Origin of the sequence: Pseudomonas fildesensis (assembly GCF_001050345.1) — a bacterium.
Lineage (GTDB): Bacteria > Pseudomonadota > Gammaproteobacteria > Pseudomonadales > Pseudomonadaceae > Aquipseudomonas > Aquipseudomonas fildesensis.
Genome location: NZ_LFMW01000003.1, coordinates 78,025 through 102,722, shown reverse-complemented (window position 1 = coordinate 102,722; position 24,698 = coordinate 78,025). Strand labels below are relative to the sequence as shown.

At 62.4% G+C, this 24,698-nt stretch carries 24 protein-coding genes; 12 read left to right on the top strand and 12 right to left on the bottom strand.

Annotated features, from left to right (window positions below):
* Positions 1 to 66: 66 nt before the first annotated feature.
* From trkA to def, 4 genes are all read right to left on the bottom strand, one after another.
* A complete protein-coding gene (gene trkA, locus ACR52_RS05975; RefSeq protein ID WP_048721685.1) occupies positions 67 to 1,440 on the bottom strand; it encodes a Trk system potassium transporter TrkA in 1,374 nt (457 codons plus the stop codon).
* 22 nt (positions 1,441 to 1,462) lie between these two features.
* Positions 1,463 to 2,773, bottom strand: coding sequence for a 16S rRNA (cytosine(967)-C(5))-methyltransferase RsmB (rsmB, locus tag ACR52_RS05970; protein WP_048721683.1), 1,311 nt, complete (start codon positions 2,771 to 2,773; stop codon positions 1,463 to 1,465).
* On the bottom strand, positions 2,770 to 3,729 hold the full coding sequence (gene fmt, locus ACR52_RS05965; RefSeq protein WP_048721680.1) for a methionyl-tRNA formyltransferase: 960 nt from the start codon (positions 3,727 to 3,729) through the stop codon (positions 2,770 to 2,772). Before fmt ends, rsmB begins: the two co-directional genes overlap by 4 nt.
* A gap of 69 nt (positions 3,730 to 3,798) precedes the next feature.
* Positions 3,799 to 4,305 carry a peptide deformylase gene (def, locus tag ACR52_RS05960; protein ID WP_048721678.1) on the bottom strand — a complete coding sequence of 169 codons (507 nt, stop codon included), beginning with the start codon at positions 4,303 to 4,305 and terminating at the stop codon, positions 3,799 to 3,801.
* 135 nt (positions 4,306 to 4,440) lie between these two features.
* On the opposite strand from def, the gene ACR52_RS05955 reads away from it, so the two are divergent.
* The 3 genes from ACR52_RS05955 to ACR52_RS05945 all read left to right on the top strand — a co-directional run bounded on the left by ACR52_RS05955 (position 4,441) and on the right by ACR52_RS05945 (position 6,987).
* Positions 4,441 to 5,217 (top strand): hypothetical protein, encoded by a 777-nt coding sequence (locus tag ACR52_RS05955; RefSeq protein WP_048721676.1) that lies wholly within the window; start codon positions 4,441 to 4,443, stop codon positions 5,215 to 5,217.
* A 63-nt stretch (positions 5,218 to 5,280) separates the two neighbouring features.
* Positions 5,281 to 6,375 (top strand): DNA-processing protein DprA, encoded by a 1,095-nt coding sequence (gene dprA / locus ACR52_RS05950; protein WP_048721674.1) that lies wholly within the window; start codon positions 5,281 to 5,283, stop codon positions 6,373 to 6,375.
* A gap of 54 nt (positions 6,376 to 6,429) precedes the next feature.
* Positions 6,430 to 6,987: an L-threonylcarbamoyladenylate synthase gene (locus tag ACR52_RS05945; protein ID WP_048721672.1), complete on the top strand. Its 558-nt coding sequence runs from the start codon at positions 6,430 to 6,432 to the stop codon at positions 6,985 to 6,987.
* A gap of 124 nt (positions 6,988 to 7,111) precedes the next feature.
* On the opposite strand, the gene ACR52_RS05940 is transcribed toward ACR52_RS05945, so the two are convergent.
* On the bottom strand, positions 7,112 to 8,089 hold the full coding sequence (locus ACR52_RS05940) for a quinone oxidoreductase family protein (protein ID WP_048721669.1): 978 nt from the start codon (positions 8,087 to 8,089) through the stop codon (positions 7,112 to 7,114).
* A 160-nt stretch (positions 8,090 to 8,249) separates the two neighbouring features.
* Here ACR52_RS05940 and hemF point away from each other — a divergent pair, with 160 nt between their 5' ends.
* On the top strand, positions 8,250 to 9,182 hold the full coding sequence (gene hemF, locus ACR52_RS05935) for an oxygen-dependent coproporphyrinogen oxidase (protein ID WP_048721667.1): 933 nt from the start codon (positions 8,250 to 8,252) through the stop codon (positions 9,180 to 9,182).
* On the top strand, positions 9,182 to 10,003 hold the full coding sequence (gene aroE, locus ACR52_RS05930) for a shikimate dehydrogenase (protein WP_048721663.1): 822 nt from the start codon (positions 9,182 to 9,184) through the stop codon (positions 10,001 to 10,003). Before hemF ends, aroE begins: the two co-directional genes overlap by 1 nt.
* 99 nt (positions 10,004 to 10,102) lie before the next feature.
* Here aroE and ACR52_RS05925 read toward each other — a convergent pair whose 3' ends face one another.
* The 3 genes from ACR52_RS05925 to betC form a co-directional block, all read right to left on the bottom strand.
* Positions 10,103 to 11,671: a SulP family inorganic anion transporter gene (locus ACR52_RS05925; protein ID WP_048721646.1), complete on the bottom strand. Its 1,569-nt coding sequence runs from the start codon at positions 11,669 to 11,671 to the stop codon at positions 10,103 to 10,105.
* A 270-nt stretch (positions 11,672 to 11,941) separates the two neighbouring features.
* Positions 11,942 to 12,883: a choline ABC transporter substrate-binding protein gene (gene choX, locus ACR52_RS05920; RefSeq protein WP_048721644.1), complete on the bottom strand. Its 942-nt coding sequence runs from the start codon at positions 12,881 to 12,883 to the stop codon at positions 11,942 to 11,944.
* An 18-nt stretch (positions 12,884 to 12,901) separates the two neighbouring features.
* Complete coding sequence (betC, locus tag ACR52_RS05915) at positions 12,902 to 14,416, bottom strand: choline-sulfatase (RefSeq protein WP_048721641.1); 1,515 nt, start codon at positions 14,414 to 14,416, stop codon at positions 12,902 to 12,904.
* A gap of 103 nt (positions 14,417 to 14,519) precedes the next feature.
* Between betC and ACR52_RS05910 the strand changes: the two genes are divergently transcribed.
* The 6 genes from ACR52_RS05910 to ACR52_RS05885 all read left to right on the top strand — a co-directional run bounded on the left by ACR52_RS05910 (position 14,520) and on the right by ACR52_RS05885 (position 20,337).
* On the top strand, positions 14,520 to 15,470 hold the full coding sequence (locus tag ACR52_RS05910) for a choline sulfate utilization transcriptional regulator (RefSeq protein ID WP_048721638.1): 951 nt from the start codon (positions 14,520 to 14,522) through the stop codon (positions 15,468 to 15,470).
* 31 nt (positions 15,471 to 15,501) lie between these two features.
* The gene (locus tag ACR52_RS05905; protein WP_048721636.1) at positions 15,502 to 15,828 is read left to right on the top strand and encodes a DOPA 4,5-dioxygenase family protein; all 327 of its coding nucleotides are present in this window, start codon (positions 15,502 to 15,504) and stop codon (positions 15,826 to 15,828) included.
* Positions 15,829 to 16,074: 246 nt separating this feature from the next.
* Complete coding sequence (locus tag ACR52_RS05900) at positions 16,075 to 17,034, top strand: 2-dehydro-3-deoxygalactonokinase (RefSeq protein WP_048721634.1); 960 nt, start codon at positions 16,075 to 16,077, stop codon at positions 17,032 to 17,034.
* 1 nt (position 17,035) lies between these two features.
* A complete protein-coding gene (locus ACR52_RS05895) occupies positions 17,036 to 17,656 on the top strand; it encodes a 2-dehydro-3-deoxy-6-phosphogalactonate aldolase (RefSeq protein ID WP_048721632.1) in 621 nt (206 codons plus the stop codon).
* A 61-nt stretch (positions 17,657 to 17,717) separates the two neighbouring features.
* Positions 17,718 to 18,866, top strand: coding sequence for a galactonate dehydratase (gene dgoD, locus ACR52_RS05890; RefSeq protein WP_017137927.1), 1,149 nt, complete (start codon positions 17,718 to 17,720; stop codon positions 18,864 to 18,866).
* Positions 18,867 to 19,032: 166 nt separating this feature from the next.
* Positions 19,033 to 20,337, top strand: a complete 1,305-nt coding sequence (locus ACR52_RS05885; protein WP_048721623.1) for an MFS transporter — start codon at positions 19,033 to 19,035, stop codon at positions 20,335 to 20,337.
* 288 nt (positions 20,338 to 20,625) lie between these two features.
* On the opposite strand, the gene ACR52_RS05880 is transcribed toward ACR52_RS05885, so the two are convergent.
* The 3 genes from ACR52_RS05880 to trpB form a co-directional block, all read right to left on the bottom strand.
* Positions 20,626 to 21,069, bottom strand: coding sequence for an anti-virulence regulator CigR family protein (locus tag ACR52_RS05880; RefSeq protein WP_048721620.1), 444 nt, complete (start codon positions 21,067 to 21,069; stop codon positions 20,626 to 20,628).
* Positions 21,070 to 21,205: 136 nt separating this feature from the next.
* Entirely contained in the window at positions 21,206 to 22,015 is an 810-nt protein-coding gene (gene trpA, locus ACR52_RS05875; RefSeq protein WP_048721617.1) for a tryptophan synthase subunit alpha, read from the bottom strand.
* The gene (gene trpB / locus ACR52_RS05870) at positions 22,015 to 23,256 is read right to left on the bottom strand and encodes a tryptophan synthase subunit beta (protein ID WP_048721609.1); all 1,242 of its coding nucleotides are present in this window, start codon (positions 23,254 to 23,256) and stop codon (positions 22,015 to 22,017) included. Before trpB ends, trpA begins: the two co-directional genes overlap by 1 nt.
* Positions 23,257 to 23,366: 110 nt before the next feature.
* Here trpB and ACR52_RS05865 point away from each other — a divergent pair, with 110 nt between their 5' ends.
* The gene (locus ACR52_RS05865; RefSeq protein ID WP_048721606.1) at positions 23,367 to 24,263 is read left to right on the top strand and encodes a LysR family transcriptional regulator; all 897 of its coding nucleotides are present in this window, start codon (positions 23,367 to 23,369) and stop codon (positions 24,261 to 24,263) included.
* An 8-nt stretch (positions 24,264 to 24,271) separates the two neighbouring features.
* On the opposite strand, the gene ACR52_RS05860 is transcribed toward ACR52_RS05865, so the two are convergent.
* A complete protein-coding gene (locus ACR52_RS05860; protein WP_032885107.1) occupies positions 24,272 to 24,598 on the bottom strand; it encodes a DUF883 family protein in 327 nt (108 codons plus the stop codon).
* Between the last annotated feature and the right edge of the window lie 100 nt (positions 24,599 to 24,698).

Genomic DNA, 24,698 nt, shown 5'->3' with positions numbered 1-24,698 from the left:
ACGATTGTGCGAGCGCTACGCACTCGAGCAGGAGCAAGCGCCCTCGCCAAAATGGAATTTTCCGACTTAAAAAAAGCTCAACCCCACGTGGAACAGCTTCTCCACATCGCGGATGTGTTTTTTATCCACAAGAAACAGAATCACATGGTCCCCTGTGGCAATCACAGTATCGTCGTGGGCGATGATCACTTCCTCATCGCGAATAATCGCGCCGATGGTCGTGCCCGGCGGCAGGCCGATGTCACGTATGGCCTTGCCGATCACCTTGCTCGACTTCGAGTCGCCATGGGCAATCGCCTCGATGGCCTCCGCCGCACCCCGGCGCAGGGAGTGCACGCTGACGATATCGCCACGGCGTACGTGGGCGAGCAAGGTGCCGATGGTGGCCAGTTGCGGGCTGATGGCGATGTCGATATCGCCGCCCTGGATCAGGTCGACATAGGCCGGGTTGTTGATGATGGTCATCACCTTCTTCGCCCCCAGCCGCTTGGCCAGCAGCGATGACATGATGTTGGCCTCGTCATCGTTGGTCAGGGCCAGGAAGATATCGGCGTCGGCGATGTTCTCTTCCATCAGCAGGTCGCGGTCCGACGCGCTGCCCTGCAGCACGACAGTGCTGTCGAGGGTGTCGGACAAATACCGGCAGCGAACCGGATTCATCTCGATGATCTTCACTTGGTAGCGGCTCTCGATGGCCTCGGCCAGGCGTTCGCCGATCTGCCCGCCACCGGCGATCACGATGCGTTTGTAGTTCTCATCGAGCCGGCGCATTTCGCTCATCACTGCGCGAATATTCGCCTTGGCAGCAATGAAAAATACCTCGTCGTCGGCCTCAATCACCGTGTCACCCTGGGGCAGGATCGGCCGGTCACGCCGGAAGATCGCCGCCACGCGGGTTTCCACGTTGGGCATGTGTTCACGCAGTTGGCGCAGTTGCTGGCCCACCAGCGGCCCGCCGTAATAGGCCTTCACCGCCACCAGCTGTGCCTTGCCACCGGCGAAGTCGATCACCTGCAAGGCGCCGGGAATTTCGATCAAGCGCTTGATGTAGTGGGTCACCACTTGTTCCGGGCTGATCAGCACATCCACCGGAATCGCGTCGTTGTCGAACAGGCCGGCGCGGGTCAGATAGGCGGCTTCCCGCACGCGGGCGATTTTGGTCGGGGTGTGGAACAGGGTGTGGGCGACCTGGCAGGCGACCATATTGGTCTCGTCGCTGTTGGTCACGGCGACGAGCATGTCTGCATCGTCGGCACCCGCTTGACGCAGCACCGTAGGAAACGATGCACGACCCTGCACGGTGCGGATGTCCAGGCGGTCGCCCAGGTTGCGCAGGCGCTCGGCATCGGTGTCGACCACGGTGATGTCGTTGGCTTCGCCGGCCAAATGTTCGGCCAGCGTGCCACCGACCTGCCCTGCCCCAAGGATGATGATTTTCATCCGTTCACTCCCTTAAACCCGTTCAGCCGCGTGCGGCGGCGATCTTGATCAGTTTGGCGTAGTAGAAGCCATCGTGTCCGCCTTCTTGCGCGAGCAACTGTCGGCCGTGGGGCTGCTTGATGCCAGCCGTGGTGGCGAGGTCCAGCTCACGCGCGCCGCTGGTGCGGGCGAGGAAGGCTTCGATGACCTCGGTGTTCTCGGTGGGCAAGGTGGAGCAGGTGGCGTAGAGCAGGATGCCGCCGACCTCCAGCGTTGGCCATAACGCGTCGAGCAGTTCGCCTTGCAGCACGGCCAGGGCGGCGATGTCGTCGGGTTGGCGGGTGAGCTTGATGTCCGGGTGACGGCGGATCACGCCAGTGGCGGAGCACGGTGCGTCGAGCAGGATGCGCTGGAAGGGTTTGCCATCCCACCAGGTGGCGGTGTCGCGGCCGTCGGCGGCGATCAGCTCGGCGCTCAGGCCCAGGCGTGCAAGGTTTTCCCGCACGCGCACCAGGCGCTTGGCTTCCAGGTCGACCGCGACTACACCGGCCAGGTCTTTTTCGACCTCGAGGATGTGACAAGTCTTGCCGCCGGGCGCGCAGCAGGCGTCCAGCACGCGTTGGCCTGGGGCCAGGTCGAGCAGGTCGGCAGCCAGTTGCGCGGCTTCGTCCTGCACGCTGATCCAGCCTTCGGCAAAGCCCGGCAGGCTGCGCACGTCGGCGGCGGCTTCGAGCACGATGCCGTCGATGCTGTACACGCACGGCGTGGCTGCGATGCCCGCATCGGTCAGCAATTGCAGGTAGGCATCACGGCTGTGATGGCGACGGTTGACCCGCAGAATCATCGGCGGGTGCGCATTGTTGGCTGCGCAAATGGCTTCCCATTGCTCAGGCCAGAAGGCCTTCAGGGATTTTTGCAGCCAGCGCGGGTGGGCGGTGCGCACCACCGGGTCATGCTCCAGCTCGGCCAGCAGCGCTTCGCTTTCGCGCTGGGCACGGCGTAGCACGGCGTTGAGCAGGGCCTTGGCCCAAGGCTTTTTCAGCTTGTCGGCGCAACCGACGGTTTCACCGATGGCGGCGTGGGCGGGCACGCGGGTGTAGAGCAGTTGATACAGGCCCACCAGCAGCAACGCTTCAACATCGGCGTCGGCCGCTTTGAACGGCTTTTGCAGCAACTTGGCTGCCAGCGCCGACAAACGTGGCTGCCACCGCGCGGTGCCAAAGGCCAAATCCTGGGTGAAACCGCGATCGCGGTCTTCGACCTTATCCATCTGCGTGGGCAGTGAACTGTTCAGCGAAGCCTTGCCGTTGAGTACGGCGGCGAGGGCCTTGGCGGCGGCCAGACGCGGGTTCATTGCGCATCCGCCGCTTGGCCAAGAACGACGCCGAGGGCAAATTTCTCACGGCGGCTGTTGAACAAATCGCTGAAATTAAGCGCCTTACCACCGGGCAATTGCAGACGGGTCAGGCACAGCGCTTGTTCACCGCAGGCCACCAACAGGCCGTCTTTGCTCGCGCCGATGATTTCACCGGGGGCGCCCTTGCCGTCGGCCAGGGTTGCGGCCAGTACCTTCAAGGCTTCGCCGTTTAGCGTGCTGTGGCAGATCGGCCACGGGTTGAACGCGCGCACCAGGCGCTCCAGCTCCACAGCCGGGCGGCTCCAGTCGATGCGGGCTTCGTCCTTGTTCAGCTTGTGGGCGTAGGTGGCCAGGCTGTCGTCCTGTACGTCGCCTTCCAGGGTGCCGGCAACGAGGCCGGCGATGGCCTGGATCACGGCGGGTGGGCCCATCTCGGCGAGGCGGTCGTGCAGGCTGCCGCCGGTGTCTTCGGCGGTGATTGGGGTGACCACCTTCAACAGCATCGGGCCCGTGTCCAGGCCGGCTTCCATGCGCATCACGGTCACGCCGCTTTCGCTGTCGCCTGCTTCCACTGCACGCTGGATCGGCGCCGCACCGCGCCAGCGCGGCAGCAGCGAAGCATGGCTGTTGATGCAACCCAGGCGCGGAATATCCAGAACCGCCTGCGGCAGGATCAGCCCGTAGGCGACCACCACCAGCAAGTCAGGTTTCAGCGCAGCCAGTTCGGCCTGGGCGTCGGCATTGCGCAGGGTTGGCGGTTGCAGCACGGGGATGTTGTGCTCAAGCGCCAACTGCTTGACCGGGCTCGGCATCAGTTTTTGCCCGCGACCGGCCGGGCGATCCGGCTGGGTGTACACCGCGACGATGTCATAAGGGCTGGCGAGCAGCGCTTTGAGGTGTTCGGCAGCGAATTCGGGGGTACCGGCAAAAACAATGCGCAGTGGCTCGGTCATGGGAAGTCTCGGTTAAAAACAGTCACAAAAGAAAAAGGCTTGCCGCAGCAAGCCTTTGGAAGGGGGGCATCAAGCTTGCTGGCGATGCTTTTTTTCCAGCTTCTTCTTGATCCGGTCGCGTTTGAGGTTGGACAGGTAATCGACAAACAGCTTGCCGTTGAGGTGGTCGCATTCGTGCTGGATGCACACCGCGAGCAGGCCTTCGGCGATCAGCTCGAACGGCTTGCCGTCGCGGTCCAGGGCGTTGATCTTCACGCGCAACGGGCGTTCGACGTTCTCGTAGAACTCCGGCACCGACAGGCAACCTTCCTGGTATTCGCCCATCTCGTCGGTCAGCGGTTCGAACTCGGGGTTGATGTACACCCGGGGTTCGCTGCGGTCTTCCGACAGGTCCATGACCACGACACGCTGATGTACGTTGACCTGGGTCGCGGCGAGGCCGATGCCCGGGGCTTCATACATTGTTTCAAACATGTCATCGACCAACTGACGAACCTTGTCGTCCACTACGGCCACCGGTTTGGCGATCGTGCGCAGGCGCGAGTCGGGAAATTCGAGGATGTTCAAAATAGCCATAAGCGTAATTGCTGCACATGTGAGGTAGAGGCAAATCGGCGTTGGGATGGACCCAGGCAGCCGGTGTGAAACGTTCGAGAGCCGCGAAGGCTATGGCATTTCACGCGAACGCACATAATAAAGGAGATTCACCCCATGAGGAAATCGCTACTCGTCTTGCTGTTGTGGGCCCCGTTTGCGATGGCCCTGCTGCCACCGCCCGGCCAACGCCTGGATCAACCCACGCAACAGGCCATCCAGCGCTTTTTACTGCACAACCGCATTCTTGACTCGGTCCTGGACCTGGACAACGCGCCGTACATTGTTGCGGCGGATGCCGGCCGGGTGCTGGGCGCCAATGGCGAGCGTGTGCATGCCCGGGGCGACCTGGACCCGACCCAGCCAACCTATGGGATCTTTCGGCGCGGCAGAATCTACACCGACCCTCAAACCCAGGAGTTTTTGGGCATCAATGCCGACGACATCGGCACCGCGCGCTTTGTGATGGCCGGCGACCTCACCACCCTGGCTGTGCAACGGGTTACCCAGGAAGTGCGCCCTGGCGACCGCCTGCTCCGCAGCCCATCGCCGGTTGAACTGGCAAGCCTGGAAACCCCAACGGCTGCGCCGCTCATCGAAGGCCAAATCATCGATATCCCCAAGGGCGTCACCCAAATCGGCGTACTCGACGCCGTGACCCTGAACAAAGGCCGCCGCGACGGCCTGGTCGAAGGCCAATTGCTGAGGGTGATCAAAACCGGCGCCACTGTCCGCGACACCCTCACCGGCGCCCCGGTGAAACTGCCCGATGAACGCGCCGGCACCCTGCTGGTGTTTCGCACCTACGAAAAGCTCAGTTATGGCCTGGTTCTCAGCGCCTCACGCCCGCTGGCGGTGATGGACCGTTTCGAGACTGCCCATCAAAGACAATAAATAGCCTGCTAAATAAGTTACCAACAGAGTTATCCACAACTTGTTCCGGTCAAGGATGATCAGATGTATCCGATAAACAGCAGTGAAATTTCCCCGTCAGAACTGGAAGCTCGATTACGCTTGCACAGGCTGCCGGAGCTGGGTCCGAAGCGTTTTCGCTTGTTGATTGAAGCTTTCGGCTCTGCCTCAAAGGCCATCAGCGCACCCGCTAGCGCGTGGCGCTCACTCGGGCTGCCGCCTATCAGTGCCGATGCCCGGCGTAGCCCTGAAGTCCGTGATGGTGCGAGTGCTGCATTGGCGTGGCTGGGGCGCCCGGCCCAGCATTTGCTGATGTGGGACCAACCTGATTACCCCGCATTGCTCGCCCAGATCGACGACGCGCCGCCGCTGTTATTCGTCGCGGGCGACCCGACAATCCTGGAAAAACCGCAGTTGGCCATGGTCGGCAGCCGCCGAGCTTCCCGACCCGGCATGGACACCGCTGCGGCCTTTTCCCGCAGCCTGGCGAGCGCCGGTTTTGTCATCACCAGCGGCTTGGCCCTGGGCATCGACGGTGCCGCGCATCAAGCGGCACTGGATGTGGGTGGGCAGACAATCGGTGTGCTCGGCACAGGGCTCGAAAATTTTTATCCACAGCGCCACCGACGGCTCGCGGCGGCGATGATTGAGCAGGGCAGCGCGGTGGTTTCCGAGTTTCCGCTGGACGCCGCGCCCCAGGCCGGCAACTTCCCTCGACGCAATCGCATCATCAGTGGCTTGTCCCTGGGCGTACTGGTGGTGGAAGCCAGCATGGCCAGCGGTTCGCTGATCACCGCGCGGCTGGCGGCCGAGCAAGGGCGTGAGGTGTATGCGATCCCGGGTTCCATTCATCATCCCGGCGCCAAGGGCTGTCACCAGTTGATCCGTGATGGTGCCGTGTTGGTGGAAACCATCGAGCATATCCTCGAGGGTTTGCGCGGCTGGCAGGCGTTGTCGCGCCCGGCGCCGATGCCCGTGACCCATCCGCTGGTGGCGCTGCTGCACGCGGCACCCCACACCAGCGAAGCCTTGGCGATTGCCAGCGGGCGTTCGTTGTCCCAGGTACTGGCGACCCTCACCGAGCTGGAGCTTGAGGGCCAGGTGATCTGCGAGAACGGGCGCTGGCTCGCGCGCTGCTAGGTTTTGTAACGAAGATCGGTAAACTGCGCAGAGCTTTAGTCCGGAGAGTGAGCAATGGTCAACAGGTGGCGTGTGCTGGAAGCCGCACGAGAAATTCGCGCAGGCGCGGTGATTGCCTATCCAACCGAAGCGGTCTGGGGCCTGGGCTGCGATCCGTGGAACGAAGAAGCGGTGGACCGACTTTTGGCTATCAAGAACCGGTCGGTGGATAAGGGCCTGATCCTGGTGGCGGACAATATCCGTCAGTTCGATTTCCTCTTCGAAGACTTCCCCGACACCTGGATCGACCGGATGGCCAGCACCTGGCCGGGGCCGAACACCTGGCTGGTGCCGCATCAGGATTTACTGCCGGAATGGGTCACCGGGGCGCACGACACCGTGGCGCTGCGCGTCAGCGATCACCCGCTGGTGCGGGATTTGTGCTCGCTGGTGGGGCCGTTGATCTCCACCTCGGCCAACCCGCAGGGTCGCCCGGCCGCCCGCACGCGGATTCGCGTGGAGCAGTATTTCCGTGGCCAGGTGGACCTCGTAGTGGGTGGCGCCCTCGGCGGGCGCAAGAACCCGAGCCTGATTCGCGATTTGGCGACAGGCGAGGTGGTGCGGCCTTCGTAAGGTTCTGATCGTTCCCACGCTCCGCGTGGGAATGCCTCCTGTGACGCTCCGCGTCACGACTTTAAAGGCAAACGCGGAGCGTCCTGGGCTGCATCCCCACGCGGAGCGTGGGAACGATCAAGCCTTACGGCAAAAGAATGGTCGACCCCGTCGTACGCCGCCCGGACAACTCCGTCTGCGCCTTCGCCGCCTCCGCCAGCGAGAACCGCTGGTTGATATCGATGCGCACCTTGCCGCTCTTGATCATCGAAAACAGATCGTCGGCCATCGCCTGCAAGTCCTTCGGATTGCTGGCATAGGTCGCCAGGGTCGGCCGGGTGACATACAGCGAACCCTTGGCCGCCAGAATCCCCAGGTTCACCCCGTCCACAGCGCCCGAGGCGTTGCCAAAGCTCACTACCAACCCGCGTGGCGCCACGCTGTCCAGCGAGGTTAGCCAGGTGTCCTTGCCGACGCCGTCGTACACCACAGGGCACTTCTTGCCGTCGGTCAATTCCAGCACGCGCTGTGCGACGTTTTCCTTGCTGTAGTCGATGGTTTCCCAAGCGCCAAGGGATATGGCCAACGCGGCTTTTTCCGGCGAGCTCACGGTACCGATCAACTTCACGCCCAGGGCCTTGGCCCACTGGCAAGCCAGGGAGCCCACGCCACCGGCGGCAGCGTGGAACAAGATGGTCTCGCCACCCTTCAACTCATAGGTCTGGCGCAGCAGGTACTGCACAGTCAGGCCCTTGAGCATGGCCCCGGCGGCTTGTTCGAAGCTGATGTCGTCCGGCAGGTGCACCAGGTTGGCCGCAGGCAGGACGTGCAACTGACTGTAAGCGCCGAGCGGGCCACTGCCGTAGGCCACACGGTCGCCGACCTTGAACTGGGTGACTTCACTGCCCACCGCATCGACCACGCCGGCGCCCTCCGCGCCCAGGCCTGATGGCAAGGCCGGTGGTGCGTACAACCCGCTGCGGTAGTAGGTGTCGATGAAGTTCAGGCCGATCGCCTCGTTACGCACCCTAACCTGTTGTGGGCCCGGTTCCGCCGGCGTGTAGTCCACATACTCAAGCACTTCGGGGCCGCCATGGGCGCTGAACTGGATACGTTTGGCCATCTTCACTTCTCCTGGGTTCGAATTCGCGTAGCCGCCTATCGGACTCCTAAGCTTGATCTTCGTCAACTGTGGCGCACCGGAGTGCGGTGGTATCCTGTGCGCCCATTTGCCGCCGACGCCCAATGGCCTCGCGTAGCTTTGCCCGATTCAAGGTGATGCCATGACTACCCGCACCGAGGCTGTTAAAGCCTACCTGCTCGACCTGCAAGACCGCATTTGCAGTGCCCTGGAAACCTTCGAGACGGACACTCGCTTTATCGAAGACGCCTGGACCCGGCCTGCCGGCGGCGGTGGACGCACCCGTGTGATTGAAAACGGCTCGGTCATCGAAAAAGGCGGCGTTAACTTTTCGCACGTGTTTGGCAGCGGCCTCCCACCGTCCGCCAGTGCGCACCGCCCAGAGCTGGCTGGTCGCGGGTTTGAAGCGCTGGGCGTGTCGCTGGTGATCCATCCGCACAACCCTCATGTACCGACGTCCCACGCCAATGTGCGCTTTTTCATCGCCGAAAAAGAGGGTGAAGAAGCCGTGTGGTGGTTCGGTGGTGGTTTCGACCTCACGCCTTACTACGGCAATGAAGAAGACTGCATCCACTGGCACCGCGTGGCCGAGCAGGCCTGTGCGCCGTTCGGCGCCGACGTGTACTCGCGTTACAAGGCCTGGTGCGACACCTACTTCCATATCAAACATCGCAACGAGCCCCGTGGTATCGGCGGCCTGTTTTTCGATGATTTGAACGAGTGGGACTTCGACACCTGCTTCGCCTTCATCCGCGCCATCGGCGATGCCTACATCGACGCCTACCTGCCGATCGTGCAGCGCCGCAAGGCCATGGCCTATACCGAACAGCAGCGCGAATTCCAGGAGTTCCGACGTGGGCGCTACGTTGAATTCAACCTGGTCTACGACCGTGGCACCCTGTTCGGCCTGCAATCGGGCGGGCGTACCGAGTCGATCCTGATGTCGCTGCCGCCGCAAGTGCGTTGGAGCTACGACTGGAAAGCCGAGGCCGGCAGCGAAGAAGCGCGCCTCACCGACTACTTCCTGCAAGACCGTGACTGGCTGGGCGTTGCTGCGCCCAAGGCAGCGGTCTGATGGATCGTTATGTGGTGTTCGGCAATCCCATCGGCCACAGCAAGTCGCCGCTGATTCACCGTATGTTCGCCGAACAGACCGGCGAGCAACTGGACTACAGCACCTTGCTCGCGCCGCTGGGGGATTTCACCGACTGTGCCCGTGAGTTTTTTCAGCAAGGCCGTGGCGCCAATGTCACCGTGCCCTTCAAGGAAGACGCCTACCGATTGGCGAACACCCTCACCGAGCGCGCCCAACGCGCCGGGGCGGTGAACACCCTGAGTAAGTTGGCCGATGGCACATTGTTGGGCGACAACACCGACGGCGCAGGCCTGGTACGCGACCTGACGGTAAACGCCGGGTTGAGCCTGCAAGGCAAACGCATCCTGTTGTTGGGCGCCGGTGGCGCGGTGCGTGGTGCGTTGGAGCCACTGCTGGCCGAGCGGCCTGCATCGCTGATCATTGCCAACCGCACCGTTGAAAAGGCCGAACTGCTCGCCGAACTGTTCGACGATTTAGGCCCGGTGTCCGCCAGCGGTTTCGACTGGCTGCGTGAGTCGGTCGACGTGATCATCAATGCCACGTCCGCCAGCCTGTCAGGCGATGTACCGCCGATTGCAGGCAGCCTGATCGAACCGGGCAAGACGTTTTGCTACGACATGATGTACGCCAAGGAACCGACCGCGTTCTGTCGCTGGGCCACGGAACAAGGCGCGGCCGTGGCGATGGATGGCCTGGGCATGCTGGTGGAGCAGGCGGCGGAAGCGTTCTTCCTGTGGCGCGGCGTACGCCCGGATTCGGCGCCGGTGTTGGCCGAACTACGCCGCCAGTTGGCTCAATAACCCTGTAGGAGTCGGCTTGCCGGCGATGGCGCCCGCAAGATCATCGTTGATCTCAAGGGCCTCATCGCCGGCAAGCCGGGCTCCTAAAAGGGGGCGTTGTCAGTCTTCGAAATGGAGGGGGCAGTTGTCTGGCCCCTCCAGCTTCTTCAATTCCTCCACTACCTGCGGCCGGGCACGGCGCAAGGTCAGGCTACGGCCCAAACCCTTCAGCCGCCGCGCCTCCTGGTGAAGCATTTCCACCCCGGAATAGTCGATAAAGTTGATCTGCTGCGCCTCGATCACCACCCGCTCACCCTGCAAACTTTGCAGGCGTACTTGCAGGTAATGGCTGGCGCCAAAAAAGATCGACCCGCCGACCCGCAGCACGTCTTCCTCGCCGTCGCGCCATTGCTGAACCCGGGGCTGCGACGTGCGCTTGAGGTAGAAAAACAGCGACGCCAACACCCCCGCGTAAATCGCGGTTTGCAGTTCCAGCAGCAACGTGGCGACGCAGGTCAGGCCCATCACCACAAACTCGGCGCGACTCACCCGGAACAGTGCGCGAATGCCCCGATGGTCCACCAGGCCCCAGCAAATCAACAGGATGCTCGCGGCCATGCTCGGGATCGGAATATGCGCGATCAGCGCCGCGCCAAACAACGCGAACAGCGCCACCCACAGCGCGGAAAAAACCCCTGCCAGGGGCGAACAGGCGCCCGCCTCGTAGCTGAGGCCGGAGCGGGTGAAAGACCCGGCCGACGAGTAGCCGGAGAAAAATCCGCCGACAATATTCGATAAACCCTGCGCGCGAACTTCCTGATTGGCATCGAGCAGTTGCTGGGAACGTGCCGACAGTGAACGGGCAATCGAGAGGCTGGTCACCAGCCCCAGCATACCCACCGCCACGGCGCTGGGCAGCAGGCGCAGCAGCATGTCCAGGTCCATCGGCAGCGGGCTGAACGGCGGCAGCTTGCCGATAAACGAGCTGACCAGCGCCACATGCCCGAACATTGCCGGCCACAGCCACGCTGCCAGGCTGCCCAACGCCAGTGCGATCAACAGCGTCGGCCAGCGTGGCACCAGGTATTTGAGCGCCGCGCCCACCAGCAACGTGCCCAGCCCGAGGGCTAGTGAGGCGTGATCCCATTCGCCCGCGTGGTGGATCAAGGCCAGCAAGCTATTGATCGCCGTAGCCTGGCTTGGCAGGTCCAGCCCCAGCAGATTGGGCAATTGGCCCAAGGCGATCACCACGGCGGCGCCCAGGGTGAAGCCCAGCACCACCGAATGGGAGACGAAATTCACCAGCGCGCCGAAGCGCAACATGCCGAGCAGCCACTGGAACACGCCGGCGAGGAATGTCAGCAGCAGGATCAGGGTGATGTAGTCCTGGGACCCCGGCATAGCCAGAGGGCTGACACTGGCGTAGAGCACGATGGAAATTGCCGCCGTGGGGCCGCAGATCAGGTGCCAGGACGAGCCCCAGAGGCACGCGATCAGTACCGGGATGATGGTGGCATACAGGCCGTATTCGGGTGGGAGGCCGGCGATCAGGGCGTAGGCAATTGACTGTGGCAGGGCGAGGACGGCGCCGCTGAGGCCAACGATCGCATCCCGACCGACGCTGGCGCGGGTTTGGCGTGGGAGCCACGTGAGGAAGGGAAAGAGTGTGTGGCGATTGGGCCGGGGCATCAGAGGCTCGGGTGGGAAAGTTTGGGAAAGGTTATCAGGACACGCAAATTTAGGGGCCCCGGGCTTGTTGTGGCGAGCGGGCTTGCCCCGCGTTGGGCTGCGTAGCAGCCCCAAAACCTGCGAATGCGTTTTTCCGGAAGAACCGCGTTCAACCAGATGGGGCTGCTACGCAGCCCAACGCGGGGCAAGCCCGCTCGCCACGACACGCCTGCTTGTTACAGTAAATCAGCTCGCCACAGTGCCGGGCTTGCACCGCGACGAGTGGGGTGTTCAGAGTTTGGCTTTGACGGCCGCCAACGCATCCTTGCCATCCACGGTTTTCACCCCATCAAGCCACTTATCCAGCACCGCCGGATTCGCCTTGATCCACGCCTTGGCCGCGTCGGCATTGCTGATCTTGTTGTTGGCGACTTCGGACATGATGCTGTTCTCCATCTCCTGGGTGAAACTCAGGTTGGTCAGCAGTTTTCCTACGTTCGGGCAGGCCTGTGCATAACCCTTGCGGGTCAAGGTATACACGCTGCCGGTATCACCAAAGTACTTCTCGCCGCCCTTGAGGTAATGCATTTTCAGCTGCACGTTCATCGGGTGCGGCGTCCAGCCGAGGAAGGTGACGAAGCGTTGCTTCTTCACGGCCCGCGACACTTCGGCGAGCATCGCCTGTTCGCTGGACTCGATCAGCTTCCACTGGCCGAGGTCGAAGTCATTCTTCTTGATGATCGCCTGCAGCGAGATATTCGCCGGCGCGCCGGAGCCGATGCCGTAGATCTTCTTGTCGGCTTTCTCGGGATGCATGTCGGCATACTTGTTCAGGTCGGCAAAATCACGCACCCCGGCGTCCCACACGTAGTCCGGCACAGCGAGGGTGAACTCGGTGCCGTCCAGGTTCTTCGCCAGTTGCACCACATCGCCGTTGGCCACGAACTTGTCGTAGAAACCCTGTTGCGCCGGCATCCAGTTACCCAGGAACACATCCACTTGGCCGTCCTTGAGCCCGCCAAACGTGATCGGCACCGCCAGGGTGTCGACCTTGGCCTTGTAGCCCATGCCCGTCAGCAGAAAACCGGTGATGGCATTGGTCGCAGCAATGTCGCTCCAGCCTGGATCGGCCATCTTTACCGTGTCACAACTGGCGTCCGCATACACATTGGCGCTACTCAGCACCAGCATGCCCAATGCCCCTGAACTAAGCATCGCAGTCAACTTTTGCATGGCCTTCCCTCTGTCTATTTATTGGTTTTGGCAGGGTTGTGGATAACGTGCCTTGCGCTCCAGGTCGTCGAGGTCGATATGGTTGCGCATGTATTGCTGACTGGCGTCCACCAGTGGCTGGTGATCCCAGCTCTTCAGCTTGCCTTGGGTCAGCGCCTCAAAGACCAGGCGGCGACGGCGTTGGCTGGCGAGCACCTGTTGGTGGATCGCCGGGATGTCCCATTTGGCCCGCGCTTCACTCAAAAACGCCTCGAACAGTGGCCGGTGTTCCGGTGACTGGCTGAGGTCTTCCCGCTCGTGCGGGTCGTTGTGCACATCGAACAGTAGGCACGGATCGTCTTCGCTGTAGATGAATTTGTAGGCGCCCCGGCGAATCATCATCAGCGGGCTGATGGTGCCTTCGGCCATGTACTCGCCAAACACTTCGTCGTGCCCGCCCTGCCCCTGCAAGTGCGGGACCAGTGAGCGGCCGTCCAGCGGCAAGCGCGGATCCAGCTCGCCGCCGGCCAGTTCCACCAGGGTCGGCAACAGGTCGGCAGTCGAGACGGCCTTGCTCACGCGGCCCGCCGCGAATTGCCCCGGCGCACTGACCAGCAGCGGCACGCGGGCGGCCATTTCAAACCAGTGCATTTTGTACCAGAGGCCGCGCTCGCCGAGCATGTCGCCGTGGTCGCCGGAGAAGATGATGATGGTGTCGTCGGCCAGGCCGGTGTCTTCCAGGGTTTGCAGGAGTTTGCCGACATTACTGTCGATGTAGCTGCACGCGCCGAAGTAGGCGCGGCGCGCATCACGAATCTTGTTGACCGGCAGCGGTTTGCCCCACAAGTCGTACACCTTGAGCAGGCGCTGGGAATGCGGATCGAGATCGGCCTGGGCCGGCGTTGCAGGCAATGGGATGTCACTGTCGTCGTACAGGTCCCAGAACGGCTTGGGAATGGTGTACGGGTCATGAGGGTGGGTCATCGACACGGTCAGGCAGAACGGCTGGTCGCCGTCCTCGCGGATATGGTCGAACAGGTACTGTTGCGCCTTGAACACCACCTCTTCGTCGAAATCCAGCTGGTTGGTGCGCACGCACGGGCCGGCTTGCAGCACTGACGCCATGTTGTGGTACCAGGTGGGGCGTACGTCCGGCTCATCCCAGTTGACTGCCCAGCCGTAGTCGGCGGGATAGATGTCGCTGGTCAGGCGCTCTTCGTAACCGTGCAGCTGGTCCGGCCCGCAAAAATGCATCTTGCCCGACAGCGCCGTGCGGTAGCCGAGGCGACGCAGGTAGTGGGCATAGGTCGGCACATCGGCGGGGAAATCTGCGGCGTTGTCGTAGGCGCCGATCTTGCTCGGTAACTGGCCGCTGACCAGGGTAAAGCGCGAAGGTGCGCACAACGGGCTGTTGCAGTAGGCGGCATCGAACACCACGCCCTGTTCGGCGAGGCGGCTCAGATTCGGCAGTTTGATAGGCGAAGAACCGTAGAACGGAAGCAACGGCGCGGCCATTTGATCGGCCATGATGAAAAGAATGTTCTTGCGCTTCATGGGTTCTGGGCATTCCATAGGCGGTGTTTATGCGAATGAGCATGCAGCCCATGGAAAATGGGGTAAAGCCCATGAAAAGCAATGTCTAGGATAAGCACAGCTTATGTATGAAGCCCTCGGCGATGTGTCCCTTGATCTGCTGCGCACGTTCGAAGCGGCCGCGCGCCACCGCAGCTTCACCGCCGCCGCGATGGAGTTGGGCACCACCCAGCCGGCCATCAGCCAGCAGATCAAGCGCCTCGAAGAACAACTGGCGATCCGCCTGTTTGATCGCATCTACCGTGGCATCGAGCTGACCGATGCGGGCGCGCTGTTGTTCGAACACGTCCAGGGCGGCTTGCAGGCCATCAACCATGGCCTGAGCGCGATCACCCAACAGGATCAGCACGAAGTGCTGCAAGTGGCCACCGACTTCGCCTTCGCCGCCTATTGGCTGATGCCGCGCCTGCATCGGTTCCACGAAGCCAACCCTCAGGTCGACGTCAGCCTGGTGACCAACGAGCGCAACCACGCCACCCTGCGCAGCGATATCGACGTGGCCGTGTTGTTTGGCGATGGCCGTTTCAAGCAAGGCGACAGCCTGTGGCTGTTCAATGAGGAAGTGTTCCCGGTGTGCAGCCCGCAGTGGCTCAAGGACCAGGCCACGCCGCTGACCGTACACACCTTGCAGGACTACCCGTTGCTGCACCTGCGCCAGGAAAACAACAGCCAGTGGTTCGACTGGAGCGGCGTGTTTCGCGAGCTAGGCATCACCACTGTGCCCACTCCCGGCCAGTTGCGGTTCGACAACTACACCCTGCTGATCCAGGCCGCAATTGCCGGGCAGGGCGTGGCCATCGGCTGGCGCCACCTGGTGGATAACCTGCTGGAACAGAAGTGGCTGTGCCGGCCGATCAGCGACACGGTGATCTCGCGCTTCGGCTATTACGTGGTGCAACCCCAGCGCAAACGCCGGGGCCAGTTGGTCGAGCGGTTTGTCGACTGGCTGCTGACGGAACAGGCGCGCAGTGTGCAATCGCTGACCGGGCTGGCCCTGCCGTCGATTGCGATCTAGGATTTGCCACACATTGGATCCGGATCTCGCCATGCAACGTATCAAGGGCTATCACGCCCATATCTACTTCGACGCCAGCACGATCGACCAGGCGCGCACCCTGTGCGAAGACGGCGCCAAACTGTTCCCGCTGCGCATGGGCCGCGTGCATGAGCGGCCGGTGGGCCCGCATCCGGACTGGAGCTGCCAGCTGGCATTCGACGCCGAATACATCGGCGTGGTGCTGCCGTGGCTGGCGCTCAATCGCAATGGGCTCGTGGTGTTCCTGCACCCTGATACCGGCGATGACCTGAAGGATCACACCGATTATGCGATCTGGATGGGTGCGATGCGCGCGCTGGATTTGTCTGATTTTTAACCAGCTCCCGTCTCTCTTGTAGGAGCGAGGCGGGCGGCTAGCCCTTGCTCGCGAAAAACTTCCAGGCGTGGCGTTCATCCAGGATGCCCTCGTTATCGTTGACGTTCTTCGCGAGCAAGCTCGCTCCTACAATTCGTGTGCTCTCCCAATATATGGGACTGTTATTTATATATTGAGATGTTTCCAGCCTTAGGTTTATATTCGCCCATCTGCTTTTTTCAGCACCCACTCATTTCAGGTGAAGCGATGCAGGCGCAATTGATCGCGCTCGATTGGGGAACCAGTTCCCTTCGTGCTTACAAACTCGGCCCCGCAGGCGTGGTATTGGAACAACGCTCGCTGGCGTTCGGGATCATGCACCTGCCCAGCGAACCCCGGGACATCGCCGGTGTGCGTTGCAGCGATGGCTTCGAACTGGCGTTCGATGCCGCCTGTGGCGATTGGCTGGACGCTCAGCCTGGCCTTGCGGTGATTGCCTGCGGCATGGTCGGCAGCGCACAGGGCTGGAGCGAAGCGGCCTACCGTAATACCCCCGTCGACGTGGCGAGCCTGGGCCAGGCGCTGCATACCGTACGCAGCGTGCGCGGTGTGGATGTGCATATCGTGCCGGGCGTCATCGAACAGGTCGGTTTGCCCAATGTGATGCGCGGCGAAGAAACCCAAGTACTGGGTGTGCTGCAAGACCTCGGTGCCGAGGTGTTGATCGGCCTGCCCGGCAGCCATTCCAAATGGGTCGAGGTGGTCGACGGCTGCATCACCCACTTCGACACCTTTATGACCGGCGAACTGTTCGCGGTGCTGAGCAAGCACAGCATCCTCGGTCGTACGCAAAAGGTCTCCGAGCAATTCCAGGGCGCAGCCTTTGATCGCGGCGTGCAAGTCGCGCGCTCGGCCGACGGCCAGCGTGGTGTGCTGTCGACGTTGTTCAGTGCGCGCACCCTCGGATTGACCGCCGAACTCACTCCCGAGCAGCAGCCGGATTACCTCTCCGGCCTGCTGATTGGCCATGAACTGGCCGGGTTGCCGACCGGCGCCCGCGACCTGCCGATCATTCTGGTCGGTGCCGCGCCGCTGTGCGCCCGCTACCAACGCGCCCTCGCCCTGTGCGGTTTTGCTCGCGTCAGCCTGGCGCAGGAAGCCACCGAGCGCGGCCTGTGGCAACTGGCGCTGGCCGCCGGGCTCACTCAACCTTCCCTGGAGGCCTGACATGCTCAAGCAAGCTCTTTCCCACAACGGTTTGATCGCAATCCTGCGCGGTGTGCGACCGGATGAAGCCCAAGCCATTGGCCAGGTGCTCTACAAGGCCGGCTTTCGCGTGATCGAAGTCCCGCTGAATTCACCGGACCCTTACACCAGCATCCGCACCCTGCGCGACAGCCTGCCCGCCGATTGCCTGATCGGTGCCGGCACGGTGTTGACGCCTGCGCAGGTCGAGCAGGTGAAAGCCGCCGGTGGCCAGGTGATCGTGATGCCTCACAGCGACGCCAAGGTGCTGCGCGCAGCGAAAGCGGCGGGCCTGTACCTGTCGCCGGGGGTTGCCACCCCTACCGAAGCGTTTGCCGCGCTGGCCGAAGGCGCCGACGTGTTGAAGCTGTTCCCGGCCGAGCAAATGGGCCCGGCCGTGATCAAGGCGTGGCTGGCGGTATTGCCGACGGGCACGTTGCTGCTGCCGGTGGGCGGCGTGACCCCGGATAACATGCAAGTGTATTTCGACGCCGGTGCCAAGGGTTTCGGCCTGGGCTCGGGGTTGTTCAAGCCAGGCATGTCTGTGGACCAAGTGGCGAGCAGTGCCCAGGCCTATGTGGCTGCCTGGAACGCGCTGAACTGATGCCGTGAACTGACTTCAAGCTTTGCGCCTCGGGCGCTGCATCGACAAGAGAGATAAGAAGATGAAAATCACCAAACTGACCACCTTCATCGTTCCACCGCGCTGGTGCTTCCTCAAGGTGGAAACCGACCAGGGCGTTACCGGCTGGGGCGAACCCGTGGTCGAAGGCCGCGCCCACACCGTGGCCGCTGCGGTTGAGGAACTGTCCGACTACTTGATCGGCAAAGACCCACGCAATATCGAAGACATCTGGACCGTGCTCTACCGGGGCGGCTTCTATCGCGGCGGCGCCGTGCACATGAGCGCCCTCGCCGGCATCGACCAGGCGCTGTGGGACATCAAGGGCAAGGCGCTGGGCGTGTCGGTCAGCGACCTGCTCGGCGGCCAGGTGCGTGACAAGATCCGCGTGTATTCGTGGATCGGCGGCGACCGTCCGGCCGACACCGCCCGCGCGGCCAAAGAGGCCGTGGCGCGGGGCTTTACCGCGGTGAAAATGAACGGCACCGAAGAATTGCAGTTCGTCGACAGCTTCGAAAAAGTCGATCTGGCCTTGGCCAACGTCGCCGCCGTGCGCGACGCGGTCGGGCCTAACGTGGGCATCGGCGTCGACTTCCATGGCCGGGTGCACAAGCCCATGGCCAAGGTGCTGATGAAAGAGCTGGACCCGTACAAGCTGATGTTTATCGAAGAGCCGGTGCTCAGCGAAAACTACGAAGCCTTGAAAGAACTGGCACCGCTGACCAGCACCCCGATAGCCCTGGGCGAGCGCCTGTTCTCGCGCTGGGACTTCAAGCGCGTGCTCAGCGAAGGCTACGTCGACATCATCCAGCCGGACGCCTCCCACGCCGGTGGCATCACCGAAACCCGCAAGATCGCCAACATGGCCGAAGCCTACGACGTGGCCCTGGCCCTGCACTGCCCGCTGGGCCCGATTGCCCTGGCGGCGTGCCTGCAATTGGACGCGGTCTGTTACAACGCGTTTATCCAGGAGCAAAGCCTGGGCATTCACTACAACGAGAGCAACGACCTGCTCGACTACGTGCGCGACCCGGGCGTGTTCGACTATGACAAAGGTTTCGTGAAAATCCCCAACGGGCCGGGCCTGGGCATTGAGATCAACGAGGAATACGTGATCGAACGCGCGGCCATCGGCCACCGCTGGCGCAACCCGATCTGGCGTCATGCCGACGGCAGTTTCGCCGAGTGGTAGGCCTGATCACCGCATGATCGTTCCCACGCTCTGCGTGGGAATGCCTCATGTGACGCTCCGCGTCACGCTTTTAAGAGCGGACGCAGAGCGTCCAGGGCGGCATTCCCACGCAGAGCGTGGGAACGATCAATAGAGTCCTCAATAAACATAAGAAGAGGCACCCCCCATGCAACCTGAATCCTTCACCGGGCAGGCTTCTCTAGTCACGCCCAGCAGAAAGCGCTACTTCATTATGGTGTTGCTGTTTATCACCGTGGTGATCAACTACCTCGACCGCAGCAACCTGTCGATTGCCGCCCCGGCGCTGACCAGCGAACTGGGCATCGACCCGGTGCACGTAGGCCTGATCTTCTCCGCCTTCGGCTGGACCTACGCCGCCATGCAAATCCCAGGCGGCTGGTTGGTCGACCGGGTGCCGCCGCGCATCCTCTACACCGTTGCGCTGCTGCTGTGGTCGATTGCCACCGTGATGCTCGGCTTTGCTGCGAGCTTTATCGCGCTGTTCGTCCTGCGCATGGCGGTAGGCGCCCTGGAAGCGCCCGCGTATCCGATCAACAGCCGCGTGGTCACCACCTGGTTCCCGGAGCGTGAGCGCGCCACCGCCATTGGCGTGTATACCTCCGGGCAGTTCGTCGGGCTGGCGTTTTTAACGCCGGTGCTGGCTTGGCTTCAGCACGCGTTTGGCTGGCATATGGTGTTTGTCGCCACCGGCGGCGTCGGCATTGTGTGGGCCGTGATCTGGTACGCGGTGTACCGCGAGCCGAAGGATTTCAAAGGCGCCAATGCGGCTGAAATCGAGCTGATCCGTGAAGGTGGCGGGCTGGTAGACATGCAGGCGCAAACCGTCAAGGCACCCTTCAGTTGGGTCGACTTGGGCATCGTGCTGAGCAAGCGCAAACTCTGGGGCATCTACCTGGGGCAGTTCTGCCTGAACTCCACATTGTGGTTCTTCCTGACGTGGTTCCCGACCTACCTGGTGAAATATCGCGGCATGGACTTCATCAAGTCCGGCCTGCTGGCATCGTTGCCGTTCCTAGCGGCGTTTGTCGGCGTGCTGTGCTCGGGGATTTTTTCTGACTGGCTGATTCGCCGGGGCGCGTCGGTAGGCTTTGCGCGCAAGTTACCGATCATTGGCGGGCTGTTGATCTCCACGGCGATCATTGGCGCCAACTATGTGGATTCGACGGCGTGGGTGATTGCGTTTCTCGCGCTGGCGTTCTTTGGCAATGGCCTGGCGTCGATTACCTGGTCGCTGGTGTCGACCTTGGCACCGGCGCGGTTGCTGGGGTTGACGGGGGGTGTGTTCAACTTCATTGGCAACTTGGCGGCGATTGCCACGCCGATCGTGATCGGCTTTTTGGCCAGTGGCGATTCGTTTGCGCCGGCGATTACCTATATCGCGGTGCTGGCGTTGCTTGGGGCACTTTCCTACATATTGCTCGTCGGTAAGGTCGAACGCATCGAACCTTAAGCCCAGTGATTGAACATTGATTCCTCGTGGCAAGCGGCTTCCTGTGGCGAGCGGGCTTGTTGTGGCGAGTGGGCTTGTTGTGGCGAGCGGGCTTGCCCCGCGTTGGGCTGCGGAGCAGCCCCATTAAGGCCACTGCGTTTTTCCAGGAAAACCGCGGTGTCAGGTTTTGGGGGCGCTTCGCACCCCAACGCGGGGCAAGCCCGCTCGCCACAACAAGCCCGCTCGCCACAGGAGGCCCACTTGCCACCGGAACCCCGCTCATCACAGGAAGCGGCGTCGCCCACAGTGTTAGTTGAGCACGCCGTCCAGGATCTCGTAGACGATGCCCGTGCCTATGGCGATCAGTATCACGTCCGGCCCCGAGCGGCGCCATTCATAGCCTGGGTAAACCGGCAGGCGCGCCAGGGCGCGGTTGTCCAGGCGTTCGCCGTAGTAACCGCGTGGCAACGGCTGGCCGCGCATCAGGCGCACATTCGGCGGCGGCGGCGCGCCGCGCGAGAATTGGCCGTGGTTGTCGCGGATAACCTGCTGCACCGGGCCGAAATCCTGGGGCGGGCCGCCGCGACGGTTGTCCTGCGGGCCACGATGGTCGTCGCCCCGTTGCTCGTGCTGGCCTTGGTCGCCACGGTCGGGGCCGTCACCCCGCTGATCAGGCGGCGCTGCTTGCACCAGGGCGCTGGCGCCAAGCACCAATACGCCGAGACCTGCAATCACGGATTTGGGCATTTTCATCGGGTATTCCTCAGGGTACACACCTAAAAAAGGGACTTCGAACGAGGTTCGAAATCCCTTGGTCTTGCCGTTTAGGCTGTGCTTTCGCGGGTTGATTCCTCTGTATCAGGAACTTTACCTACCGCTTACGGGGCGCTTACTTACGAGCGTTACGTACGCCTTCAGCAAGAGCCGCGCAATGGCTCAACACGCCATCAATCGCTTGCTGGTCATTGCTGGCATTGGCGATGTGGTCGATCAGCGCCGAACCCACCACCACACCGTCTGCCAGGCGTGCGATGGCTGCCGCTTGCTCCGGCGTACGAATGCCGAAGCCGATGCTGATCGGCAGGTCGGTATGGCGACGCAAGCGCGCCACGGCTTCTTCGACGTGTTCCAGGGTGGCGGCGCCGGCACCGGTCACACCGGCCACCGACACGTAGTACACAAACCCCGAGCTGCCGTTAAGCACGGTGGGCAGGCGCACATCGTCGGTAGTCGGTGTGGTCAGGCGAATGAAGTCGATGCCTGCGGCCTGGGCCGGGTCGCACAGCTCGCCGTTATGCTCGGGCGGCAGGTCGACCACGATCAGGCCGTCGACACCGGCTTCCTTGGCGTCAGTGATGAACTTCGGCACGCCGTACATATGGATCGGGTTGAAGTAGCCCATCAACACCAGCGGGGTGTCGTTGTTGTCCTTGCGGAACTCGCGGACCATCTGCAGGGTTTTCACCAGGTTCTGCTTGGCGTCCAGCGCGCGGATATTCGCCAGTTGAATGGCCGGACCGTCGGCCATCGGGTCGGTGAAGGGCATGCCCAACTCGATCACATCGGCACCGGCGGCGGGCAAGCCCTTGAGGATCGCCAGCGAGGCGTCATAACCGGGGTCGCCGGCAGTGACGAAGGTCACCAGGGCGGCGCGGTTTTGTTCTTTGAGTTGCGCAAAACGTGTTTGCAGGCGGCTCATCAGTGTTTCTCCTGCTTGGCGTGCGCTTGTTGAGAAAGGCCCATATGGTGCATCACGGTCTGCATGTCTTTGTCGCCACGGCCCGAGAGGTTGACCACCATCAGGTGATCCTTCGGCAGATTTGGTGCGCGTTTGAACACTTCAGCCAGGGCGTGGGCGGTTTCCAGTGCGGGAATAATCCCTTCCAGGCGGCAGCATTTGTGGAACGCTTCGAGGGCTTCGTCGTCAGTCACCGAGGTGTACTGGGCGCGGCCGATATCATGCAACCATGCGTGTTCCGGGCCGATGCCGGGGTAATCAAGGCCAGCGGAGATCGAATGGGCGTCGATGATCTGGCCGTCGTCGTCCTGCAACAGGAAAGTACGGTTGCCGTGCAACACGCCCGGTACGCCGCCGTTGAGGCTGGCGGCATGCTTGCCGGTTTCGATGCCATAGCCTGCCGCTTCAACGCCGATGATTTCGACGCTGGGGTCATTCAGGAACGGGTGGAACAGGCCCATGGCATTCGAGCCACCGCCGATACACGCCACCAGGCTGTCCGGCAGGCGGCCTTCCTGGGCTTGCATCTGGTCACGGGTTTCCTTGCCAATCACGGCCTGGAAGTCGCGCACCATCGCAGGGTAAGGGTGTGGGCCGGCCACGGTGCCGATCAGGTAAAAGGTGTCTTCGACGTTGGTTACCCAGTCACGCAGGGCTTCGTTCATCGCATCTTTGAGGGTGCCGGTGCCGGAGATCACCGGGATTACTTCAGCGCCCAGCAGCTTCATGCGGAACACGTTGGCCTGTTGGCGCTCGATGTCGGTGGTGCCCATGTAGATCACGCAGTCGAGGCCAAAGCGCGCAGCCACGGTGGCAGTGGCCACGCCATGCATGCCGGCGCCGGTCTCGGCGATGATGCGTTTTTTGCCCATGCGCCGCGCCAGCAGGATCTGGCCGATGCAGTTGTTGATTTTGTGCGCGCCGGTGTGGTTCAGCTCTTCGCGCTTGAGGTAGATCTTGGCGCCGCCGCAGAATTCGGTGAGGCGCTCAGCGAAATACAGCGGGCTTGGACGTCCGACGTAGTCGCGTTGGAAGTAGGCCAGTTCCTCGTTGAACGCCGGATCGATCTTGGCTGCTTCGTATTCGCGGGCCAGTTCGAGGATCAACGGCATCAAGGTTTCGGCGACGTAGCGGCCGCCGAATGCGCCGAACAGGCCGCTGGCGTCAGGGCCGTTGCGCAGATCGGTCTGGGACTGAGTCATGGGACGCTCCTGGAAAGAATGTGTGTAAGAAACAATGACGGTCACTCTACCCCTCACGCTGTAGGTTGAAAACCGATAAGATCGCCGCAACCTGTCAGGAAAACTCACAGATGAGCCGAGACCTCCCTCCACTGAATGCCTTACGCGCTTTTGAAGCCACCGCTCGGCTCAACAGCGTCAGTCAGGCTGCAGAGCAATTGCATGTGACCCACGGCGCAGTCAGCCGCCAGTTGAAAGTGCTGGAGGAACATTTGGGGGTCAGCCTGTTCGTCAAAGACGGGCGCGGCATTAAACTCACAGATGCAGGTGTTCGGCTGCGAGATGCCAGCTTTGATGCCTTCGAGCGTTTAAGGGCTGTGTGCGCCGAACTCACCCAGAGCAGCGCCGATGCGCCCTTCGTGCTGGGCTGCTCGGGTAGTTTGCTGGCGCGCTGGTTGATCCCGCGCCTGGGCCGCTTGAACGCAGACTTGCCGGATTTGCGCCTGCACCTGTCGGCGGGTGACGGCGACCTCGATCCCCGCCGCCCTGGCCTAGACGCCCTGCTGGTATTCGCCGAGCCGCCCTGGCCGGCGGATATGCAAGTGTATGAATTGGCCAGCGAGCGCATCGGCCCGGTCATGAGCCCGCGTTTCGCCGGCTACGAACGTCTGCGCCAGGCGCCGGCCTCAGCTTTGTGTGGCGAAGCGTTGCTGCACACCACATCGCGTCCGCAAGCCTGGCCGAGTTGGGCGCAGCAGTATGGGATCGAAGCGCACGCGCTGAAACACGGGCAAGGTTTCGAGCATTTGTATTATTTGCTGGAGGCGGCGGTGGCAGGATTGGGCGTGGCGATTGCGCCGGAGCCGCTGGTGGCAGAGGACCTGCGAGCGGGTCGCCTGGTGGCGCCGTGGGGTTTCAGTGAAACCCCGGCGCACCTGGCGTTGTGGCTACCCAAGCGCGCCGCAGACGGGCGCGCCCGGCAGTTGGCGCAGTGGCTCAAGGCTGAGCTGTTGCGCCAGCCGGCATAACCGGTAAATCAGTCGCCGCGCTTGCACAGCAAATAAGCCGCCAGCAGGCCCAGCGCGCCAACGGCGACGCCGGCGGTAGTCCACGGGTGCTCTTGTGCGTAGTCCCGGGTCGCAACACTGGTTTCGCGGATTTTGACTTTGCTTTCTTCGTAGGCATCGCTGATCAGGTGGCGGGAGTGCTTGAGGGCATTCTCGGCATTGCTTTTCAGGGCCTTCAGCGTTTTGCGCGACTCATCGGACGCATCGTCCTTGAGGCTCTCAAGGGACTTGAGCAGGCTCGAAATCTCGGCTTCCATGCTTTCCAGCGACGCTTTGCGTAAAGAAGTGTTGGCCATGTGGACTCTCCTGAAGTGATTGAGTGGCGTGTGTAGATACCGACTGCGGCCGTTTCAGAAAGTGCAGTAAATCTGAACTTTCTGGTCGGAACGGTCGCCA

What these genes read in the sequence shown, in the direction of transcription:
- trkA (WP_048721685.1), bottom strand. Translation starts at nt 1,440, where the DNA reads ATGAAAATCATCATCCTTGGGGCAGGGCAGGTCGGTGGCACGCTGGCC.
- rsmB (WP_048721683.1), bottom strand. Translation starts at nt 2,773, where the DNA reads ATGAACCCGCGTCTGGCCGCCGCCAAGGCCCTCGCCGCCGTACTCAAC.
- fmt (WP_048721680.1), bottom strand. Translation starts at nt 3,729, where the DNA reads ATGACCGAGCCACTGCGCATTGTTTTTGCCGGTACCCCCGAATTCGCT.
- def (WP_048721678.1), bottom strand. Translation starts at nt 4,305, where the DNA reads ATGGCTATTTTGAACATCCTCGAATTTCCCGACTCGCGCCTGCGCACG.
- ACR52_RS05955 (WP_048721676.1), top strand. Translation starts at nt 4,441, where the DNA reads ATGAGGAAATCGCTACTCGTCTTGCTGTTGTGGGCCCCGTTTGCGATG.
- dprA (WP_048721674.1), top strand. Translation starts at nt 5,281, where the DNA reads ATGTATCCGATAAACAGCAGTGAAATTTCCCCGTCAGAACTGGAAGCT.
- ACR52_RS05945 (WP_048721672.1), top strand. Translation starts at nt 6,430, where the DNA reads ATGGTCAACAGGTGGCGTGTGCTGGAAGCCGCACGAGAAATTCGCGCA.
- ACR52_RS05940 (WP_048721669.1), bottom strand. Translation starts at nt 8,089, where the DNA reads ATGGCCAAACGTATCCAGTTCAGCGCCCATGGCGGCCCCGAAGTGCTT.
- hemF (WP_048721667.1), top strand. Translation starts at nt 8,250, where the DNA reads ATGACTACCCGCACCGAGGCTGTTAAAGCCTACCTGCTCGACCTGCAA.
- aroE (WP_048721663.1), top strand. Translation starts at nt 9,182, where the DNA reads ATGGATCGTTATGTGGTGTTCGGCAATCCCATCGGCCACAGCAAGTCG.
- ACR52_RS05925 (WP_048721646.1), bottom strand. Translation starts at nt 11,671, where the DNA reads ATGCCCCGGCCCAATCGCCACACACTCTTTCCCTTCCTCACGTGGCTC.
- choX (WP_048721644.1), bottom strand. Translation starts at nt 12,883, where the DNA reads ATGCAAAAGTTGACTGCGATGCTTAGTTCAGGGGCATTGGGCATGCTG.
- betC (WP_048721641.1), bottom strand. Translation starts at nt 14,416, where the DNA reads ATGAAGCGCAAGAACATTCTTTTCATCATGGCCGATCAAATGGCCGCG.
- ACR52_RS05910 (WP_048721638.1), top strand. Translation starts at nt 14,520, where the DNA reads ATGTATGAAGCCCTCGGCGATGTGTCCCTTGATCTGCTGCGCACGTTC.
- ACR52_RS05905 (WP_048721636.1), top strand. Translation starts at nt 15,502, where the DNA reads ATGCAACGTATCAAGGGCTATCACGCCCATATCTACTTCGACGCCAGC.
- ACR52_RS05900 (WP_048721634.1), top strand. Translation starts at nt 16,075, where the DNA reads ATGCAGGCGCAATTGATCGCGCTCGATTGGGGAACCAGTTCCCTTCGT.
- ACR52_RS05895 (WP_048721632.1), top strand. Translation starts at nt 17,036, where the DNA reads ATGCTCAAGCAAGCTCTTTCCCACAACGGTTTGATCGCAATCCTGCGC.
- dgoD (WP_017137927.1), top strand. Translation starts at nt 17,718, where the DNA reads ATGAAAATCACCAAACTGACCACCTTCATCGTTCCACCGCGCTGGTGC.
- ACR52_RS05885 (WP_048721623.1), top strand. Translation starts at nt 19,033, where the DNA reads ATGCAACCTGAATCCTTCACCGGGCAGGCTTCTCTAGTCACGCCCAGC.
- ACR52_RS05880 (WP_048721620.1), bottom strand. Translation starts at nt 21,069, where the DNA reads ATGAAAATGCCCAAATCCGTGATTGCAGGTCTCGGCGTATTGGTGCTT.
- trpA (WP_048721617.1), bottom strand. Translation starts at nt 22,015, where the DNA reads ATGAGCCGCCTGCAAACACGTTTTGCGCAACTCAAAGAACAAAACCGC.
- trpB (WP_048721609.1), bottom strand. Translation starts at nt 23,256, where the DNA reads ATGACTCAGTCCCAGACCGATCTGCGCAACGGCCCTGACGCCAGCGGC.
- ACR52_RS05865 (WP_048721606.1), top strand. Translation starts at nt 23,367, where the DNA reads ATGAGCCGAGACCTCCCTCCACTGAATGCCTTACGCGCTTTTGAAGCC.
- ACR52_RS05860 (WP_032885107.1), bottom strand. Translation starts at nt 24,598, where the DNA reads ATGGCCAACACTTCTTTACGCAAAGCGTCGCTGGAAAGCATGGAAGCC.